Source organism: Streptomyces cathayae, assembly GCF_029760955.1.
Lineage (GTDB): Bacteria > Actinomycetota > Actinomycetes > Streptomycetales > Streptomycetaceae > Streptomyces > Streptomyces cathayae.
The window spans coordinates 6,384,855-6,401,924 of sequence record NZ_CP121682.1 but is presented as its reverse complement, the minus strand read 5'-3'; the positions used below and the strand labels follow the sequence as shown (position 1 = coordinate 6,401,924).

18 protein-coding genes and 1 pseudogene are annotated in these 17,070 nt (G+C 69.4%); 2 read left to right on the top strand and 17 right to left on the bottom strand.

All coding sequences use genetic code 11. The features are described from left to right. Positions 1–8: 8 nt before the first annotated feature. The 11 genes from PYS65_RS29255 to PYS65_RS29205 form a co-directional block, all read right to left on the bottom strand. On the bottom strand, positions 9–899 hold the full coding sequence (locus tag PYS65_RS29255) for a diacylglycerol kinase (protein ID WP_279336937.1): 891 nt from the start codon (positions 897–899) through the stop codon (positions 9–11). Between the two features lie 31 nt (positions 900–930). Beyond that, entirely contained in the window at positions 931–1,884 is a 954-nt protein-coding gene (tatC, locus tag PYS65_RS29250) for a twin-arginine translocase subunit TatC (protein ID WP_279336936.1), read from the bottom strand. 48 nt (positions 1,885–1,932) lie between these two features. After that, entirely contained in the window at positions 1,933–2,235 is a 303-nt protein-coding gene (tatA, locus tag PYS65_RS29245; RefSeq protein WP_279336935.1) for a Sec-independent protein translocase subunit TatA, read from the bottom strand. 252 nt (positions 2,236–2,487) lie between these two features. Next, complete coding sequence (locus PYS65_RS29240) at positions 2,488–2,682, bottom strand: hypothetical protein (RefSeq protein ID WP_279336934.1); 195 nt, start codon at positions 2,680–2,682, stop codon at positions 2,488–2,490. A 34-nt stretch (positions 2,683–2,716) separates the two neighbouring features. Beyond that, positions 2,717–3,010 (bottom strand): hypothetical protein, encoded by a 294-nt coding sequence (locus tag PYS65_RS29235; RefSeq protein WP_109380463.1) that lies wholly within the window; start codon positions 3,008–3,010, stop codon positions 2,717–2,719. A gap of 61 nt (positions 3,011–3,071) precedes the next feature. Beyond that, positions 3,072–4,067: a helix-turn-helix transcriptional regulator gene (locus PYS65_RS29230; protein WP_279336933.1), complete on the bottom strand. Its 996-nt coding sequence runs from the start codon at positions 4,065–4,067 to the stop codon at positions 3,072–3,074. A 17-nt stretch (positions 4,068–4,084) separates the two neighbouring features. Beyond that, positions 4,085–5,038, bottom strand: a complete 954-nt coding sequence (locus tag PYS65_RS29225; RefSeq protein ID WP_279336932.1) for a helix-turn-helix transcriptional regulator — start codon at positions 5,036–5,038, stop codon at positions 4,085–4,087. A gap of 162 nt (positions 5,039–5,200) precedes the next feature. Next, positions 5,201–5,572 (bottom strand): FKBP-type peptidyl-prolyl cis-trans isomerase, encoded by a 372-nt coding sequence (locus PYS65_RS29220; RefSeq protein WP_030835713.1) that lies wholly within the window; start codon positions 5,570–5,572, stop codon positions 5,201–5,203. Between the two features lie 60 nt (positions 5,573–5,632). Then, on the bottom strand, positions 5,633–6,634 hold the full coding sequence (locus tag PYS65_RS29215; RefSeq protein ID WP_279336931.1) for an FKBP-type peptidyl-prolyl cis-trans isomerase: 1,002 nt from the start codon (positions 6,632–6,634) through the stop codon (positions 5,633–5,635). Between the two features lie 135 nt (positions 6,635–6,769). After that, entirely contained in the window at positions 6,770–8,131 is a 1,362-nt protein-coding gene (gene pafA, locus PYS65_RS29210; RefSeq protein ID WP_279336930.1) for a Pup--protein ligase, read from the bottom strand. Positions 8,132–8,140: 9 nt separating this feature from the next. Continuing rightward, positions 8,141–9,400 (bottom strand): MFS transporter, encoded by a 1,260-nt coding sequence (locus PYS65_RS29205; protein WP_279336929.1) that lies wholly within the window; start codon positions 9,398–9,400, stop codon positions 8,141–8,143. A 140-nt stretch (positions 9,401–9,540) separates the two neighbouring features. Here PYS65_RS29205 and PYS65_RS29200 point away from each other — a divergent pair, with 140 nt between their 5' ends. Then, positions 9,541–10,557 carry a LacI family DNA-binding transcriptional regulator gene (locus PYS65_RS29200; RefSeq protein ID WP_279336928.1) on the top strand — a complete coding sequence of 339 codons (1,017 nt, stop codon included), beginning with the start codon at positions 9,541–9,543 and terminating at the stop codon, positions 10,555–10,557. A 64-nt stretch (positions 10,558–10,621) separates the two neighbouring features. On the opposite strand, the gene prcA is transcribed toward PYS65_RS29200, so the two are convergent. From prcA to arc, 6 genes and pseudogenes are all read right to left on the bottom strand, one after another. Beyond that, on the bottom strand, positions 10,622–11,389 hold the full coding sequence (gene prcA / locus PYS65_RS29195; RefSeq protein WP_279336927.1) for a proteasome subunit alpha: 768 nt from the start codon (positions 11,387–11,389) through the stop codon (positions 10,622–10,624). A gap of 64 nt (positions 11,390–11,453) precedes the next feature. After that, positions 11,454–12,299: a proteasome subunit beta gene (gene prcB, locus PYS65_RS29190; protein ID WP_279336926.1), complete on the bottom strand. Its 846-nt coding sequence runs from the start codon at positions 12,297–12,299 to the stop codon at positions 11,454–11,456. Beyond that, a pseudogene (locus PYS65_RS29185) lies at positions 12,251–12,442 on the bottom strand (endonuclease domain-containing protein); the annotation flags it as partial. The pseudogene PYS65_RS29185 and the gene prcB, both read right to left, overlap by 49 nt. Positions 12,443–12,565: 123 nt before the next feature. Then, positions 12,566–12,784, bottom strand: a complete 219-nt coding sequence (locus PYS65_RS29180) for a ubiquitin-like protein Pup (protein ID WP_109380473.1) — start codon at positions 12,782–12,784, stop codon at positions 12,566–12,568. 188 nt (positions 12,785–12,972) lie between these two features. Further along, entirely contained in the window at positions 12,973–14,484 is a 1,512-nt protein-coding gene (gene dop, locus PYS65_RS29175) for a depupylase/deamidase Dop (protein WP_341483702.1), read from the bottom strand. 235 nt (positions 14,485–14,719) lie between these two features. Continuing rightward, positions 14,720–16,486 carry a proteasome ATPase gene (arc, locus tag PYS65_RS29170; RefSeq protein WP_279336925.1) on the bottom strand — a complete coding sequence of 589 codons (1,767 nt, stop codon included), beginning with the start codon at positions 16,484–16,486 and terminating at the stop codon, positions 14,720–14,722. Between the two features lie 251 nt (positions 16,487–16,737). Here arc and PYS65_RS29165 point away from each other — a divergent pair, with 251 nt between their 5' ends. Continuing rightward, on the top strand, positions 16,738–17,037 hold the full coding sequence (locus tag PYS65_RS29165) for a ferredoxin (RefSeq protein ID WP_279336924.1): 300 nt from the start codon (positions 16,738–16,740) through the stop codon (positions 17,035–17,037). Positions 17,038–17,070: the final 33 nt, after the last annotated feature.

The following is a 17,070-nucleotide window of genomic DNA, read 5'->3' as shown; positions in this document are numbered from 1 at the left end:
CGCCCAGCTCAGGGGCCCACGACCCGTACCGCGCCACGGACACAGTGCGCGGTCAGCGGCAGCGGCCCGACCGGCTCGCCGTCCGCGTACCCGGTGACCCCCTCGGCCGCCAGCTCCACCCTCGACGCCCGGAACACGCTGACCTCGGGAAGGTCGACGTGAGTGCCCCGGTACACCGTCGGGAACACCCGCAGCAGCCTGGCCCGGCCGCAGTCGCCGACCACGGTGACGTCGAACAGCCCGTCCGTGAGGTCGGCGCCGGGACAGATCCGCATGCCGCCGCCGTACGACGCCCCGTTGCCGACGGCGACCAGCGTCGCCTCGACCTCGCGGACGGCGCCGTCGTCGAGGGTGATCCGGTACGGGATCGGGCGCAGCGCCGCGAGTTCGGCGACGACGGCGAGGTCGTACTTGAAGCGCCCCGCCGGCAGCCGCATCCGGTTGCCGCGGTCGTTGACCCGGGAGTCGAACCCGGAGGCGAGGACGGCTCCGAACCAGCGGTCGCCGACCCGCCCCAGGTCGACGTCGCGCACCCGCCCGCACTTGAGGGCGTCGGCGATCATCCGGCCCGCGGCGGCCGGTTCCCGCAGGGGCATGCCCAGGGAGCGGGCGAAGTCGTTGCCGGTGCCGACGGCGACCAGGCCGAGCGGGGTGCCGGTGCCGACGACGGCCTGCAGGGCCAGGTTCACCATGCCGTCACCGCCGACGGCGATCAGGGCGCCGGTGCCCTCCTCCACGGCGCCCCGCGCGCGGGCGAGGGCGTCCGCCGCGTCCTCGCCGAGCACGGTCCGCACGGAGAAACCGGCCGCGCGCAACGCGGAAGCGGCCGGCCGCGCCGCACGGGCGCCCCGGCCGCGACCCGCGGTGGGGTTGACGAAGAGGGTGATCTCGCTGGTCACGGGAGTGACCTTACGAGGTTCGACCCGCTCCTCAGGTCACGTCGTCATAACCGTTGACCCGGTCCGTTCCCCCCTGCTCGGGCAGGGCGCGCCGGGCCGAGACGGGTTCGACCTCGCCGATGTCCTCGGGGGTCAGGTCCAGCTCGGAGGCCTCGTCGTCGGCGGGGCCCATCTCCTCCAGGCGGCGCCTGCGGCGGTCGTTGAACAGGGCGACGCCGACGGCGCCGAAGTACAGGACCCAGATCGGCACGGCAAGCATGATCATGGTCAGCGGGTCCGTGCTCGGCGTGGCGATGGCCGCGAACAGCGTGATGCCCATGATCATGCCGCGCCACCAGCCGAGCATGCGCTTACCGGTCAGCACTCCGCTGAAGTTGAGCATGACCAGCAGCAGCGGCAGCTCGAAGGAGAGGCCGAAGACGATCACCATGCGCGTGACGAGGTCGAGCAGGTCGTCCAGCGGCAGCAGGTTGTCGACGTCGAACGGCGTGAACTCGATGAGCACCTTCGCCGTGGTCGGCAGCACCTGGTAGGCGAAGTAGGCACCACTGAGGAAGAGCGGGAAGCCCGTGGCGACGAACCCGTAGGCGTACTTCTTCTCGTGCTTGTGCAGTCCGGGGGCGATGAAGGACCACAACTGGTAGAGCCAGACCGGCGAGGCCAGGACGACGCCGGCCGTCAGGGAGACCTTCAGCGCCAGCGTGAACGGCGTGAGCAGGCCGTTGATCGTGATCATCGCGCACGGCTGCTCCTTGGCCTGCGTCGAGTGGGCCAGGTCCTCGAAGGACTGTCCGCATCCGACCGACTTGAGCACCGGTTCGGTGAAGAAGTTGATGATGTCGTAGTAGAAGAAGGCCGCGCCGATCGTCACCAGGACGATAGCCAGCAGCGCCTTCGCGAGCCGGTTGCGGAGTTCACGAAGATGCTCCGCGAGGGGCATCCGTCCCTCGGGATCCCTCTCCTGCTTGCGGGCAGACTTGGGCAACCCACGTTCCCATCTCGTGCGGCGGGCCGGAGCTCGTCCGGCCCTGCGTCAGCGCTTGGTCGTGTCCGTCGGCTCCGCGACGGGACGGGAACTGGTCACGTCGCCGGGAGCGGCCTGGATGGTGCGCTGCGCCGCGGACTCGTCGCCGGGGGCCGGCGGGTCGGCGGGGGCGGAGGAGCCGTCCCCCTTGTCCCCCTTGTCTTCCTTCATCGCCTTCGCCTCGCTCTTGAGGATGCGGGCGGACTTGCCGAGGGACCGCGCCATGTCCGGAAGCTTCTTCGCACCGAACAACAGGATGATGACGACGAGGATGAGAATCATCTCGGGGGCGCCGATCTTTCCACCGAACATAAGTCTTTACCTTCTCACCGAGGCTGCGGGGGGGGTGGGTGCTGCTGTGCCCGACCGTACGACCGTTCAGACACACGTCCGACAATCGTGTTGCCGACGATCGTAACGCTCAGGGGTGAACGTGAGGCTATCCCCGTGCGTACTCCCGTTCGCGGTCCGCGCCTCGTTCTCCGGGCCGCGGTCAGCCAGCGTACCCGCCCGGGTCGGCAGGGTGACAGGGCGAAGCGGCCGGGAAGACGGTCCGGAAACGGTTCAGAGGGCCTCCGCCGAGCGGGCCGCGCCGGTCGCCGCCCGCTCCAGGTCCTCCGCGGCCCTGCTGATGCGCCGCGCCGAGTCCGTGACCTGTCTGCCGAGCCGCTCCGCCTCGACGAAGACCCGTACGGCGAACACCCCGAGCACCACGAGACCCAGGAACCCCACAGCTACCGCGAACATCGGCCAGAACATGGGGTCGAGCCTAGACCGTCCCGCCGCGGAGGTCCTACGCGGTGGAGTGCAGCCGCAGGGTGCTGACCCCGCCGCCGGTGAGCAGCTCGACGACCCGCTCTCCGGCCGGCTTGCGGACCGCGGTCTCGCACGCGGGGCAGGTGAACGAGTAGAAAGTGGTCCGTCTGCTGGCGCCTATGACCAGACGCAGCGCGCTCGCGGCGAGCTCGAAACGCCCCCGGCAGTCCGGGCAGCCCGCCCGGAACACGACCGGCGCCACGCTTCTCATCCCGGAGAACGCGGACGCCACCGTCATGCCCCGAACACCAGAGGTCGCCGACTCGCTCACAGTCCTCGCTCCTGCCTGTCGTCCTGCCCGCCCCGGACCACGCGTACGGCGCGCGGTCCGCTCATCCGGCCGTCCCGGCCCCGTCGTACGCCGCCAGCGCCTCACGGGCCGCCCGCCGGGCACTCTCGGCGAGATCGCGCGGCGCGACGATCCGGCCGTCCCGCCCGAGCCGCAGCGCCAGCCGTCTCAGCGACGCCGGGTCGGGCGTCCGCAAGGTGATACGCAGCCCGCCGTCGGCCAGCTCGTCCGCGCTGTCGTGCGGGTAGTACTCGGCGACCCAGCGCCCGCCCGGCCCCACCTCGACCACGACCTCCGGATCCTCCGCGGCCGGCTGTACCAGCCCCTCCGACAGGTCCCGCAGTTCGACCTCGGGCGGCGCGGACGGTTCGTCGAGGATGCGGATCTCGGCGACCCGGTCGAGCCGGAACGTGCGCCGCGCCTCGGAGCGACGGCACCAGGCCTCGACATAGGTGTGCCCGACGCTGACCAGGCGGATGGGATCGATCTCACGCTCGCTGAGCTCGTCGCGTGCGGGCGAGTAGTAGCGGATCCAGAGTCTGCGGCGCTCGGCGATGGCCCGGTCGACGTCCGCGAACACGCCGCCCTCGGACTCGAAGGTCACCGACAGCCGGGAGCTGGCGCCCGCCGCCTCACCGGCCGCCGCCTCCACCTTGGCGGTGGCCCGCAGCAGCGCCTGCCGGTCGCTCTCCCGCAGTCCGGGCAGCGTGGCCACGGCCCGGGCGGCGACCAGCAGGGCGGTGGCCTCGTCGGCCGCCAGCCGCAGCGGCTCGGCCGCCTCCGCCCCGAGGGCCGCCGGGTTGTGCCACCAGATGCGCTCGCCGTCGGTGTCGATGTCCAGCAGATCACCGCCGCGGAAGCTGGTGCCGCACATGGGCAGCACGTCGAGGTCGGAGACCAGCTCGTCCTCGGTGATGCCGAAGGCGCGCGCCACGTCCTCGATCCGGGCGCCGGGGCGCTCCCGCAGATAGGTCACCAGGGAGAGCATCCGCCGGGTCTGGTCGATGGCGTTCACTGGCCTGACCGGTTTGCCTGCCACGTTCTTGTCCGTCCCCCTCAGCCCTTGGCGACGGCGCGCAGCCGGTCCACCACGTCGGCCCGCAGCTCGGCGGGCTCCAGGACCACCACGTCCGCTCCGAACTCCACCAGCCAGGCATCCAGGCCGTGCCCGTACGGAATCTCCAACTCTTCCCAGCCGTCACCGAGTTCCCGCACCGCGGTGGCTTTCGCCCGAAGGGGGTATCCCGCGTCGGAGCGCAGCCGGATGCGCGCGGAGCGGTCGGCGCTCTCCCCCGCCCAGCTGGCCACCGTCTCGCGGACGGTGACGACGTCCGGCACCGGGGTGGTGTAACGAGTGCCGCGTGAGCGCACCTTGCCGGTGATCCGGGACAACCGGAACACCCGCTCGGCGCCTCGGTCACGGTCCCAGCCCGCCAGATACCAGTGGCCCCGCCAGCATTCCAGCGCCCATGGCTCCACATGGCGGGATTCGGGCTGTACGGCGTTGGTCTTGCGGTAGTCGAAGACGACCGGTCGGCGGTCGCGGCAGGCCAGCATCAGCGGTTCGAAGGCGGCCTCGTGCACGGGGATGCGCGGTTCGAGCGCACTGTGCGCCCCGTAGGGGTCGACGTCCTCGGGCAGCCCCGCGGCCCGCAGCTTCTGCAGGGCACCGCTGGCCGCGCCGGCCAGTCTGGCCTGCTGCCACACCTTGGCCGCCAGCCCCAGCGCGGCGGCCTCCTCCGCGTCGAGGGTGATGGGCGGCAGGCGGTTGCTGTCCCGCCGGGCCAGATAGCCGACCTCGCCGTCGAGGTTCTCGACGGTCTCGATGACGAGCCCGAGTTCGCGCAGATCGTCCTTGTCGCGCTCGAACATCCGGTTGAAGGCGTCGTCGGAGGCCGCCTCGAGGTAGGCCTCGACGGACTCGCGCAGCTCACGCTTGCTCAGTGGCCGCCGCGTCCCCAGCAGACACAGCGCCAGGTTCATCAGCCGCTCGGCCTTGGCAATGGCCATCGACGCCCTTCGCCTCCCTATGGTGCTCAGTCCGATGACCGTACCGCCCCGTGGTGGCACGGCAAAAGCCGAGGGCCCATGCCCGAGCAGGCATGGACCCCAAGTGATCGACTCCGGTCGTCACCCGGCCCGACGGCGATCAGGCCGCGATCGAGCGGGCGATCACACGCCGAGCAGGTCGACCACGAAGATCAGGGTCTCGCCGGGCTTGATCGCCGGAGTCGGGCTCTGGTTGCCGTAGGCGAGGTGGGCGGGGATGGTCAGCTGGCGACGCCCGCCGACCTTCATGCCCTGCACGCCCTGGTCCCAGCCCTTGATGACCCGGCCGCCGCCCAGCGGGAAACGGAACGGGGTGCCACGGTTCCAGCTGGCGTCGAACTCCTCACCCGTGCTGAAGGCGACACCGACATAGTGGACGGTGACGGTCTGACCCGCCTGCGCCACCTCCCCGTCACCCTCCCAGATGTCCTTGATCTCGAGGTCCGCCGGGGGCTCGCCGCCCGGGAAGTCGATCTCGGGCTTGTCGATGCTCACGTCTAACGCTCCTGCTTGTCTACGGAAAGGCGAACACACACAGTCTTACATCACGCGCGGTCACAACTTCGCGAGGATGTCGACCGAGAAGACCAGTGTGGAGTCCTTCTTGATGTCGCTGCCCTGCGGCGGGTTGTCGCCGTAGCCCAGCTCCGGCGGAATGACGATGAGGACCCGGCTGCCGACCTTCTTCCCGGTGAGCCCCTGCGCCCAGCCCTTGACGACCTGCTGCAACGAGAACGAGGTCAGCTGCTCCCGGGAGTACGTCGAGTCGAACTCCTTGCCGCCGTCCCACAACACGCCCTTGTACTGCACGAGCACGCTGTCCTCGGCGCCGACCTTCGGGCCGTCGCCCTCGATGACGTAGCTCGACACGAGCTTCTTCGGGGCGGCCGCGTCGGGCACCTCGATGTCCGGGGCCTTGCCGTCGGTGTCGGTCCCCACCTTGGGCAGACCGATGTCGTCCTGGGCGACCTCGGTGCCCTTGGCGGAGCTCTTGGCGTTGAACGCGTCCTGCACGTCCACCACGAACACCAGCGTGTCGGTGCCCTTGATGCCCGCCTGCTCATTGCCCTGCGTGCCGTACCCCCAGGTGGGCGGGACCGCCATCTCGACCCGGCTGCCGGTCTTCTTGCCGGCCAGCGCGTACCGCCAGCCGTCGATGATGCTGCCCTGGGCCAGCTGGATCGCCAGCGGGCTCTTGCGGTCGTAGGAGTTGTCGAACACCTTCGCGGTGGCCCACACCTGGCCGAGGTAGTGGGCCACCACGAAGTCGTTCTCGGCGATGGTCCTGCCACTTCCCGCGATGACCGTCTTCACCGCGAGATCCTTGGACGGCTCACCACTGCCCTTCTCCACCGTGGGCTTCTCGCCGAACTTCACACCCTCGGTGATCGCCGGCAGCGGACCGTCGACGATCTTCGGCGACGGCGCGGCCGAGCCGTCCGGAGCAGACGGCGAGGCGCTCTCGCTGGCTTTGCTCGAGTCGGACTCACCGTCGCCGCACGCGGCGAGAGTGACCAGTCCGGCGGGTACGGCGATGAGGAGTGAGCGTCGGCGCACGGTGGGGGCCTCGTAATCGTTGATCCTGTGGGTGGCGTCCGCGCAACTCTACGGCGTGGGAAGGGCGCCGCACTGAGTAACGTGCGGCGCCCGTGTGGCGTTCCGCGGTTCGTCGGATCCGCGGAACTCCCTGTCTCACATCCCGGCGATCAGCTTCTCCACCCGCTCGTCCACCGACCGGAACGGGTCCTTGCACAACACCGTCCGCTGCGCCTGGTCGTTGAGCTTGAGATGGACCCAGTCGACGGTGAAGTCCCGCCGCTGTTCCTGCGCCCGGCGGATGAAGTCACCGCGCAACCGCGCCCGGGTGGTCTGCGGCGGAACGGACTTGCCCTCGAAGATCTTCAGATCGTTGCAGATCCGGGCGGCCTGCCCCTTCTTCTCCAGCAGGTAGTAGAGACCACGACGGCGGTGGATGTCGTGGTAGGCGAGGTCTATCTGCGCGACCCGCGGATGCGACATGGTCATGTTGTGCTTGGCCCGGTACCGCTCGATGAGCCTGTACTTCATGACCCAGTCGATCTCGGTGTCGATGCGGTCGAGGTCCTCGGCCTCGATCGCGTCCAGCGTACGGCCCCACAGTTCGAGCACCTGCTCGATGGTGCCGGTGCGGATACCGCGACGCTCGCAGAAGTCCAGCGCCTTCTCGTAGTACTCGCGCTGCACCTCCAGCGCGGAGGCCTCACGGCCGCTCGCCAGACGGACCTTGCGGCGGCCGGTGATGTCATGGCTCACCTCACGGATCGCCCGGATCGGGTTCTCCAGGGTGAGGTCACGCATCACCGTGCCCGCCTCGATCATGCGCAGCACCAGATCGGTGGCACCGACCTTCAGCAGCATGGTCGTCTCGGACATGTTCGAGTCGCCCACGATGACGTGCAGCCGACGATAGCGCTCGGCGTCCGCGTGCGGTTCGTCACGCGTGTTGATGATCGGCCGGGAACGGGTCGTCGCCGAGGAGACGCCCTCCCAGATGTGCTCCGCCCGCTGACTGACGCAGTAGACGGCTCCACGCGGCGTCTGCAGCACCTTCCCGGCACCGCACAGCAACTGGCGGGTCACCAGGAACGGGATGAGGATGTCAGCGAGTCGCGAGAACTCCCCGTGCCGTGCCACCAGATAGTTCTCGTGGCACCCGTACGAGTTGCCCGCCGAGTCGGTGTTGTTCTTGAACAGGTAGACGTCGCCCGCGATTCCCTCCTCGTGCAGGCGTCGTTCGGCGTCCACCAGGAGTCCTTCGAGAATGCGCTCCCCGGCCTTGTCGTGCGTGACCAGCTCGGTCACGTTGTCACATTCGGGCGTGGCGTATTCCGGATGCGACCCCACGTCGAGATAGAGACGGGCGCCGTTGCGCAGAAAAACATTGCTGCTTCGGCCCCATGACACAACACGGCGGAAGAGGTACCGCGCCACCTCGTCAGGAGACAGGCGCCGCTGTCCCCTGAACGTGCACGTGACGCCGTACTCGTTCTCCAGCCCGAAAATGCGGCGGTCCATGACTGAACATTACGCCCGATCCCCTGAACCCAAACGAGGTTCGAGGGCACGGTTCGGATCATTTTCCGAACCGACCGCAACGACCGCCCCCTGAACGGCGACCGCCAATACCCTTCCGGTGGAAATCAAAACCAGCAAAGCCACGGTTCCCGCGGCGGCCGGAACCGCGAACCCCCACTGCGCGCCGCCCCCCTCGACCACCGGGCCCGTCAGGCCCGTTCCCACCGAAGCGCCCACCGTGAACATCGTCACCAGCCACGAGAACGCCTCCGTGACCGTCCCGGCCGGCGCGTGCCGGTCCACCAGCACGAAGGCACAGGCGATCACCGGAGCCAGGAACACACCCGCGAGCACCGTGAGGAAGGTCATCGCCACCGCGCCCGGCATCAGCGTCAGCGGCAGGTAACACACCGCCAGGAACGCGACCAGCACCTGAAGTCGCCGCGCCGGCTCACCCGCCCACTGCCGCGCCCCGTACGCCATACCGCCGATGAGCGCGCCGAAACCGAGGCCCGTCATCAGCCAGCCGTACACATGGTCGCCCCCGTGCCCGTCCGCGTACGGCACCGACGCCACCGTGATGGACCCCATCGCGACACCGATGAACAGGAAGGCGCCCAGCAGCGCCAGCAGCCCCGGCGAGCGCAGCGCGCCCAGCCAGTGCGCCTCACGCGGCGCCGACCGCCACGCGCGCGAGGGCGCCGACACGACCACGGACAGGGCGCCCAGCACCCCCAGCACGTTCAGCACCAGCAGCGCGACCTGGGGCGACCACAGCGACGCGCACACCGTCACGAGCAGCGGCCCGACGGTGAACATGACCTCCTGCGCCACCGCGTCCATCGCGTACGCCCGGTGGATCTGCTCCTCCCGGGGCAGCACCGAGGACCACAGGGCCCGCAGTCCGCCCTCCAGCGGCGGCGTGAACAGCCCCGCGGCGGCCACCGACGCGTAGGCCGCGGCCCGCGGCTCGATCCCCACGAAGGCGAAGACCGCCATCGCCAGCGCCGACAGCACCGCGGCCGGCAGCTGCACCCGCGGCTGCCCCCGCAGATCCACCAGGCGCCCCAGCACCGGCTGGCCGACCGCGTTGGCGACGCCGTACACCGCCGCCAGGGCGCCGGCCAGACTGTACGAACCGCCCTGCGCGCGGACGAACAACACGATCGCGATGGCCGCGGTCGCGTTCGGCAGCCGCCCCACCAGCGTGCCCACCAGCAGCCGAGTGGCGTGCCGCGCCCGGAGGATCTCCAGGTATCCCGTGGCCATGCCGCGCCTCCACTCACTACCGGCGTCCACCGGAATCATCGACGTTGTACGTATAACTAAGGTTCCCATACGTACCATGTCGGCTGTTCACCAGTCCAGACGCAGTCCGGACGCAGTCCAGACGAAGGAGCGGCCCCACGGTGGCCCGAGCCCAGATCCGCCCCACGAGCAGGGACGTCGCCCGAGCCGCCGGCGTCTCCCAGGCCGCCGTGTCCCTCGTCATGGGCGACAAATGGCGCGGCCGCGTCTCGGAGGCCACCGCACAACGCGTACGCGACGCCGCGCACCGCCTCGGCTACCGCCCCAACCTCGCCGCCCGCAACCTACGCCTCGGACACACCCGCACCGTCCTTCTCGTCGTCCCCGCCCTCACCACCGAGTTCTTCGCCGGCGTCTACACCGGAGCCGCCCGCGTCGCGGCCCAGCACGGCTTCGGGGTGGTCCTCTACCCCTCACCCGAGGGCATCGGCCCCGCCCGCAACCCCTTCGCCTCGGCGCAGGCCGCGCTCGACGGCGTCATCGCCTCCTCCATGGCCGCCGACGCCCTGACCGACATCCGCGGCGACCAGCTCCCCCTGGTCATGCTCGACAGCGACCCCGAGAGCAACCCGGGCGCCGCCACGGTCAACCTCGACATCGCCGACGGCATCCGCCGGCTCACCCGCCATCTGGTGGCCCTGGGCCACCGCAGCTTCCTGCACCTGGCCGCCGACGTCCCCTCCTGGACCTTCGAGGTACGCGCCCGCGAACTGACCACCCGACTGGCCGCGACCCCCGGCACCACGCTCCGCACGGCCCGCTCACCCATCTCCATCCAGGGCGCCGTCACCGCCGCCCTGGCCGCCCTGGCCGGACCCGACCGCCCCACCGCCGTCGTCTGCGACGACGACCAGCTCGCGGCCGGCACCTACAAGGCGGCCCGCCGCCTGGGCCTGCGCGTCCCCGACGACCTCTCCGTCACCGGCTTCGACGACCTGGCCCTGGCCACGGCCCTCGACCCGGAACTCACCACGGTCCGCCTCGACGCGGAGCTCTTCGGCGAACGCGGCATGCAGGCCCTCCTCGCGGTCCTGGACCACCGCGCCCCCGAGGCCGGGGACATCCCCGTCCACCTGGTGCTCCGGGGATCGACCGGCCCGGCCACCGCACCCCCCTGAGACAGACAGGCGACGGGGCGGGGGTGACCCCCGCCCCGTCGCCGGCAGGCCCGCTCGAACGTGCCTACTCCTCGCTCTCGGCCCCGGTCTCCGTGTCCGCGTCGGCCTCCGCCTCGGACGCCGTCTCCGCACCACCGGCCTCCAGCAGCCGCGCCAGCTGCCGCCCCGTGATCCGCCGGAACTTCCGCTGCTGCGGCCGCGTGCGGTCCAGCACCGCCACCTCCAGCCGCTCCGCGGGAATCTCCCGCTCACCGCCGTTGGTGTCCCGCGACAGCGACTGCACCGCCAGCTCCAGCGCCTCGGCCAGCGTCATCCCGTCCCGGTGGCGCTGATCCAGGTACCCGCTGATCTGCTCCGCGTTGCCCCCCACCGCGACCGAGCCGTGCTCGTCCACGATGGAACCGTCGTGCGGCAACCGGTAGATCTGGTCGCCCTCCGGGGTCTCCCCGACCTCGGCCACCACCAGCTCCACCTCGTACGGCTTCTCCGCCGCACTCGAGAAGATCGTCCCCAGCGTCTGCGCGTACACGTTCGCCAGGCCCCGGGCGGTCACGTCGTCACGGTCATAGGTGTAACCCCGCAGATCGGCGTAGCGCACACCGCCGATCCGCAGGTTCTCGTACTCGTTGTACTTGCCGGCGGCGGCGAAGCCGATCCGGTCGTAGATCTCGCTGAACTTGTGCAGCGCACGGGACGGGTTCTCACCGACGAACACGATGCCGTCGGCGTACTGCAGCACGACCAGGCTGCGGCCACGGGCGATCCCCTTGCGGGCGTACTCCGCCCGGTCGGCCATCGCCTGCTGGGGTGAGACATAGAACGGCGTCGACACGGGTCAACCGTCCCTTTCTGTCGAAGTCACTGGATGGAGGTCCCTCGGCATCGAACCGCCCGCCCTACAGCAGCGAGGCCCGCGGGCCGTCCGGCTGCTCCAGCCGCCGCTCCAGCACGGACCGGGCGATCCCGGACGCCTCGTCCTCGGAGAGCCTGCGGTAGCCGTCCTCGGTGATCACCGTGACGATCGGGTAGATCCGCCGGGCGACATCGGGACCGCCGGTCGCCGAGTCGTCGTCCGCCGCGTCGTACAGGGCCTGCACGACCAGTGTGGTCGCCTCGGTCTCGCTCAGGTCGTCCCGGAAGAGCTTCTTCATGGCGCTGCGCGCGAAGACGGACCCGGAACCGGTGGCGGCGTACCCCTGCTCCTCCGAGCGCCCGCCCGTGACGTCGTAGGAGAAGATCCGCCCCTTCTCCCGGTCCGTGTCGTACCCCGCGAACAGCGGGACCACGGCCAGGCCCTGCATCGCCATCGCGAGGTTGGACCGGATCATGGTCGACAGCCGGTTCGCCTTGCCCTCCAGGGACAGCTGCGTCCCCTCGACCTTCTCGAAGTGCTCCAGCTCCAGCTGGAACAGCTTCACCATCTCCACGGCGAGCCCCGCCGTCCCGGCGATGCCCACCGCCGAGTACTCGTCCGCCGGGAACACCTTCTCGATGTCCCGCTGCGCGATGACGTTGCCCATGGTGGCCCGGCGGTCACCCGCGAGCACGACACCCCCGGGAAAGCCCACAGCCACGATCGTCGTGCCGTGCGGCGCCTCGAGCACGCCCTGAACGGGCGGCAGCTGCCGCTTCCCCGGCAGCATCTCGGGCTGATGATCGGAGAGGAAGTCCATGAAGGAGGAAGACCCTGGCGTCAGGAAAGCGGCCGGCAGCCGCCCGGTGCTAGGAGTGTTGGCTTCCACGAGGTTCCCTCCAGATAGGCGGCAGCCCGACGGATGGCGTCGGGATCGTCTCCCAACTTGCCGATGGCCGAATTGCAGTTGATGCACGGTACGCCACGGACCCTACCCGTCCTGCGGCAGTGATCCACATGTATGGCCGGGGCATTCCGCCCCTGGCGAAGGCCGCCCGCGGTGCGGACCGACCGCACCGCGGGCAGCGCTTCACCAGCTACTCCCCCGTACCCACGACCCTGACGCGCGACCTTCGAATCGAAGGTCGAACCGGTCTACTGGCCGCCCTTCTGGACGAAGGACCGCACGAAGTCCTCGGCATTCTCCTCGAGGACGTCGTCGATCTCGTCGAGTACGGAGTCCACGTCGTCGTTCAGTTTCTCCTGGCGCTCCTTGAGGTCCTCGGAAGCCTGCGCGTCCTGCGTCTGCTCCTCGACCTCCTCCGTGGAGCGTGTGGCCTTCTGCTGCCCGCCGCCGGTGTCCTTCGTTGCCATAACCCTCACCCCGCTCAGCTCGCCCGACATGGTCGGCATTGCGCCGATCAGTGTTGATCAGACCCTACAAGCCGGGTCCGACCGTGCCCCCGTACTTGCTCCAACGTACGGGGACCGTCTCGATGATTCCCGGCTCCGGGGTCTTCCACCCTGCCCGGCCGGCCCCTCCCGGGTTCCCGGATCGTGGTTCAGTTCCCGGACAACACCCTGACCAGGTCTTCTGCCGTGCGGCAGCGGTCCAGGAGCTCCTTGACGTGATTACGCGTTCCGCGAAGCGGTTCCAGGGTTGGGACGCGTTGGAGCGAGTCCCGGCCCGGCAGATCGAAGATCACCGAGTCCCAGGAGGCCGCCGCCACATCGTCCGCGTACTGCTCCAGGCAGCGGCCGCGGAAGTAGGCGCGGGTGTCCTCCGGCGGCTTCGTCCGGGCCCGCTCGATCTCCTTCTCGTCCAGCAGCCGCTTCATGCGGCCGCGGGCGACCAGACGGTTGTAGAGCCCCTTGTCGGGGCGCACATCGGCGTACTGGAGGTCGACGAGGTGCAGTCGGGCGGCGTCCCAGTCCAGGTCGTCCCTGCGCCGGTAGCCCTCCATGAGTTCCCGCTTGGCGACCCAGTCCAGCTCGCCGGCCAGGCTCATGGGGTCGTTCTCCAGGCGGTTGAGGGTGTCCTCCCAGCGGGCCAGGACGTCCTTGGTCTGGTCGTCGGCGTCGGCCCCGTACCGCTCCTCGATGTATTTGCGGGAGAGCTCGTAGTACTCCATCTGGAGCTGGACGGCGGTGAGGGTGCGGCCGCTGCGGAGGGTGACGAGCCGTTTCAGCGTCGGGTCGTGCGAGACCTGGTGCAGCGTCCGTACGGGCTGGTCGACCGCGAGGTCCACGGCGATGAAGCCGTCCTCGATCATCGACAGGACGAGCGCGGTCGTGCCGAGCTTCAGGTAGGTGGAGATCTCGGACAGGTTCGCGTCACCGATGATCACGTGGAGCCGGCGGTGTTTCTCGGCGTCGGCGTGCGGTTCGTCGCGGGTGTTGATGATGGGACGCTTCAGCGTGGTCTCGAGGCCGACCTCGACCTCGAAGTAGTCCGCGCGCTGGCTGAGCTGGAAGCCGTGCTCGTGGCCGTCCTGGCCGATGCCGACGCGGCCCGCGCCGGTGAAGACCTGGCGGGAGACGAAGAACGGCGTGAGGTGGCGGACGATGTCCGAGAACGGGGTCTCCCGCTTCATCAGGTAGTTCTCGTGGGTGCCGTAGGAGGCGCCCTTGTTGTCGGTGTTGTTCTTGTACAGGTGGATGGGCTGGGCGCCGGGGAGCGCCGCCGCCCGCTCCGCGGCCTCGGCCATGATGCGTTCCCCGGCCTTGTCCCAGAGGACGGCGTCGCGGGGGTTGGTGACCTCCGGAGCGCTGTATTCGGGGTGCGCGTGGTCGACGTAGAGTCGCGCGCCGTTGGTGAGGATGACATTGGCGAGGCCGATGTCCTCGTCGGTGAGCTGGCTGGCGTCGGCGGCCTCACGTGCGAGGTCGAAGCCTCGCGCGTCGCGCAGCGGGTTCTCCTCCTCGAAGTCCCAGCGGGCCCGGCGGGCCCGGTGCATCGCCGCCGCGTAGGCGTTCACGATCTGGGACGAGGTGAGCATGGCATTGGCGTTGGGATGGCCGGGGACGGAGATCCCGTACTCCGTCTCGATGCCCATTACTCGCCGTACAGTCATGCGGCCCTCCTTGCCCGGCGGCGTCCCCGGTCGGGGGCGCTGCTCAAGTACCGCTGGCGCTCCGTGCGTGTGCGGTGCCCGTCCCCGCACTGCGCGACTCGGCGGTACCGAAGAGCCTAGAACGCCTTTGCGCTGGTGGGGAGATCATTTGCCTCTTTGCCGTGTTCCCGGTCGTTTCCCGGAAAGCAGTCGGCTGCGAGTACCCCGTCGAGGGCACCCGCAGCCGCCCTGCTTTTTACAGGTACTGACCGGTGTTTGCCACCGTGTCGATGGAGCGTCCCGTGTCCGCACCCTGCTTTCCGGTGATGAGGGTACGGATGTAAACAATCCGCTCACCCTTCTTACCGGAGATGCGGGCCCAGTCGTCGGGGTTGGTGGTGTTGGGCAGGTCCTCGTTCTCCTTGAACTCGTCCACACACGCCTGGAGCAGGTGGGAGACGCGGAGACCCTTCTGGCTCTTCTCGAGGAAGTCCTTGATCGCCATCTTCTTGGCGCGGCCGACGATGTTCTCGATCATGGCGCCGGAGTTGAAGTCCTTGAAGTAGAGGACTTCCTTGTCTCCGTTGGCGTACGTGACTTCCAGGAAGCGGTTTTCCTCGCTTTCGGCGTACATCTGTTCCACCGCGGTCTGGATCATGCTCTGGACCGTCGTGCCCCTGTCACCGCCGTGCTCGGCGACGTCGTCGCCGTGCAGCGGGAGGCGCTGGGTGAGGTACTTGCCGAAGATGTCCTTGGCCGCCTCGGCGTCCGGACGTTCGATCTTGATCTTCACATCGAGCCGGCCGGGCCGCAGGATGGCGGGGTCGATCATGTCCTCACGGTTGGAGGCACCGATCACGACCACGTTCTCCAGGCCCTCCACGCCGTCGATCTCGGCGAGGAGCTGCGGGACGATGGTGTTCTCCACGTCGGAGCTGACGCCGGAGCCGCGGGTGCGGAAGAGGGATTCCATCTCGTCGAAGAAGACGATGACGGGGGTGCCCTCGCTGGCCTTCTCACGGGCCCGCTGGAAGACCAGGCGGATCTGCCGCTCGGTCTCGCCGACGTACTTGTTCAGCAGCTCGGGGCCCTTGATGTTGAGGAAGAAGCTCTTGCCGGCGGCCTGGCCGGTGACCTCGGCGACCTTCTTGGCCAGCGAGTTGGCGACGGCCTTGGCGATGAGCGTCTTGCCGCATCCGGGAGGCCCGTAGAGCAGTACGCCCTTGGGCGGGCGCAGTTCGTGCTCCCTGAACAGGTCCGGGTAGAGGTAGGGCAGCTCGACGGCGTCGCGGATGGCTTCGATCTGGTTGCCGAGGCCGCCGATCTGCTCGTAGCCGATGTCGGGGACCTCTTCGAGGACGAGCTCCTCGACCTCGCTCTTCGGGACGATCTCGTAGACGTACCCGGAGCGGGGTTCGAGCAGGAGGGCGTCACCGGGGCGGATGGTGATGCCCAGCAGGGGTTCGGCGAGCCGGACCACCCGCTCCTCGTCGGTGTGGCCGAGGACGAGGGCGCGTTCCCCGTCCTCGAGGATCTCCTTGAGGGTGACGATGTCGCCCACGCGCTCGAACTCCATGGCCTCGACCACGTTGAGCGCTTCGTTGAGCATCACTTCCTGGCCGCGCCGGAGCTCGTCGAGGTCGACGCTCGGGCTGACGTTCACCCGGAGCTTTCTGCCGCCGGTGAAGATGTCGGCGGTGCCGTCCTCGTTCGCCAGGAGGAAAACTCCGAAGCCGGCCGGCGGCTGGGCCAGCCGGTCCACTTCCTCCTTGAGGGCCACGATCTGGTCGCGGGCCTCGCGGAGCGTTCCGGCGAGTCGTTCGTTCTGGGCGGACACGCCGGCCAGGTTGGTCTGCAGCTCGACGATCCGCTCTTCGAGAATCCTCGTGTGTCGCGGAGAGTCGGCGAGCTTGCGGCGCAGGACGGCGATCTCCTGCTCGAGATAGGCGATCTGCCCGGCCGGGTCGTCGGACCCGCGTCCCGGGCGGATGCCGCGGTTCATGTCGTCGTCGTGGGCTGCCACGGTCCTCACCTCCTCCAAGGGGAGCTGGACGCTTCCAGACCCTACCTGGGCGGGTGTCGATTGAAACCCCTAGATCACAAAGACGGTCGGGGTGTGTCCGATCTTCACCCTTGCGCTCTCCCTCACGCCAGGGGAATACCCACCGAGGGTGACGGGAACCCCGGCGGAGGTAGGGTCGATGTGTTCAACACCCGTCGGAGCTGGTCGGATTCCCGTTCGGTCCGACGCGAAAGACGGCAGGGGAGACGAGCGTGCAGCAGGAGGCCGGAGTCGACGCCGAGGCCCTGGAGGTCTGGATCGACCAGGACCTGTGTACCGGTGACGGCATCTGCGCGCAGTACGCGCCCGAGGTGTTCGAGCTGGACATCGACGGTCTGGCTTATGTGAAGGGCCCGGACGACGAGTTGTTGCAGACCGAGGGGGCGACGGCGCGGGTGCCGCTGCCGGTCCTCACGGATGTGGTCGATTCGGCGAAGGAGTGCCCGGGCGAGTGCATCCACGTGCGACGCGTGGCCGACGGTGTGGAGGTGTACGGCCCGGACGCCGGGTGACCGCTTTGACGCCTTCCGTCACCGCTGCCCGAT

Bases quoted from the DNA above. Each gene is read 5' to 3' on its own strand.
- PYS65_RS29225 (WP_279336932.1), bottom strand. From the start codon at position 5,038: ATGGCCATTGCCAAGGCCGAGCGGCTGATGAACCTGGCGCTGTGTCTG.
- PYS65_RS29205 (WP_279336929.1), bottom strand. From the start codon at position 9,400: ATGGCCACGGGATACCTGGAGATCCTCCGGGCGCGGCACGCCACTCGG.
- PYS65_RS29180 (WP_109380473.1), bottom strand. From the start codon at position 12,784: ATGGCAACGAAGGACACCGGCGGCGGGCAGCAGAAGGCCACACGCTCC.
- pafA (WP_279336930.1), bottom strand. From the start codon at position 8,131: ATGGACCGCCGCATTTTCGGGCTGGAGAACGAGTACGGCGTCACGTGC.
- dop (WP_341483702.1), bottom strand. From the start codon at position 14,484: ATGACTGTACGGCGAGTAATGGGCATCGAGACGGAGTACGGGATCTCC.
- PYS65_RS29240 (WP_279336934.1), bottom strand. From the start codon at position 2,682: ATGTTCTGGCCGATGTTCGCGGTAGCTGTGGGGTTCCTGGGTCTCGTG.
- tatA (WP_279336935.1), bottom strand. From the start codon at position 2,235: ATGTTCGGTGGAAAGATCGGCGCCCCCGAGATGATTCTCATCCTCGTC.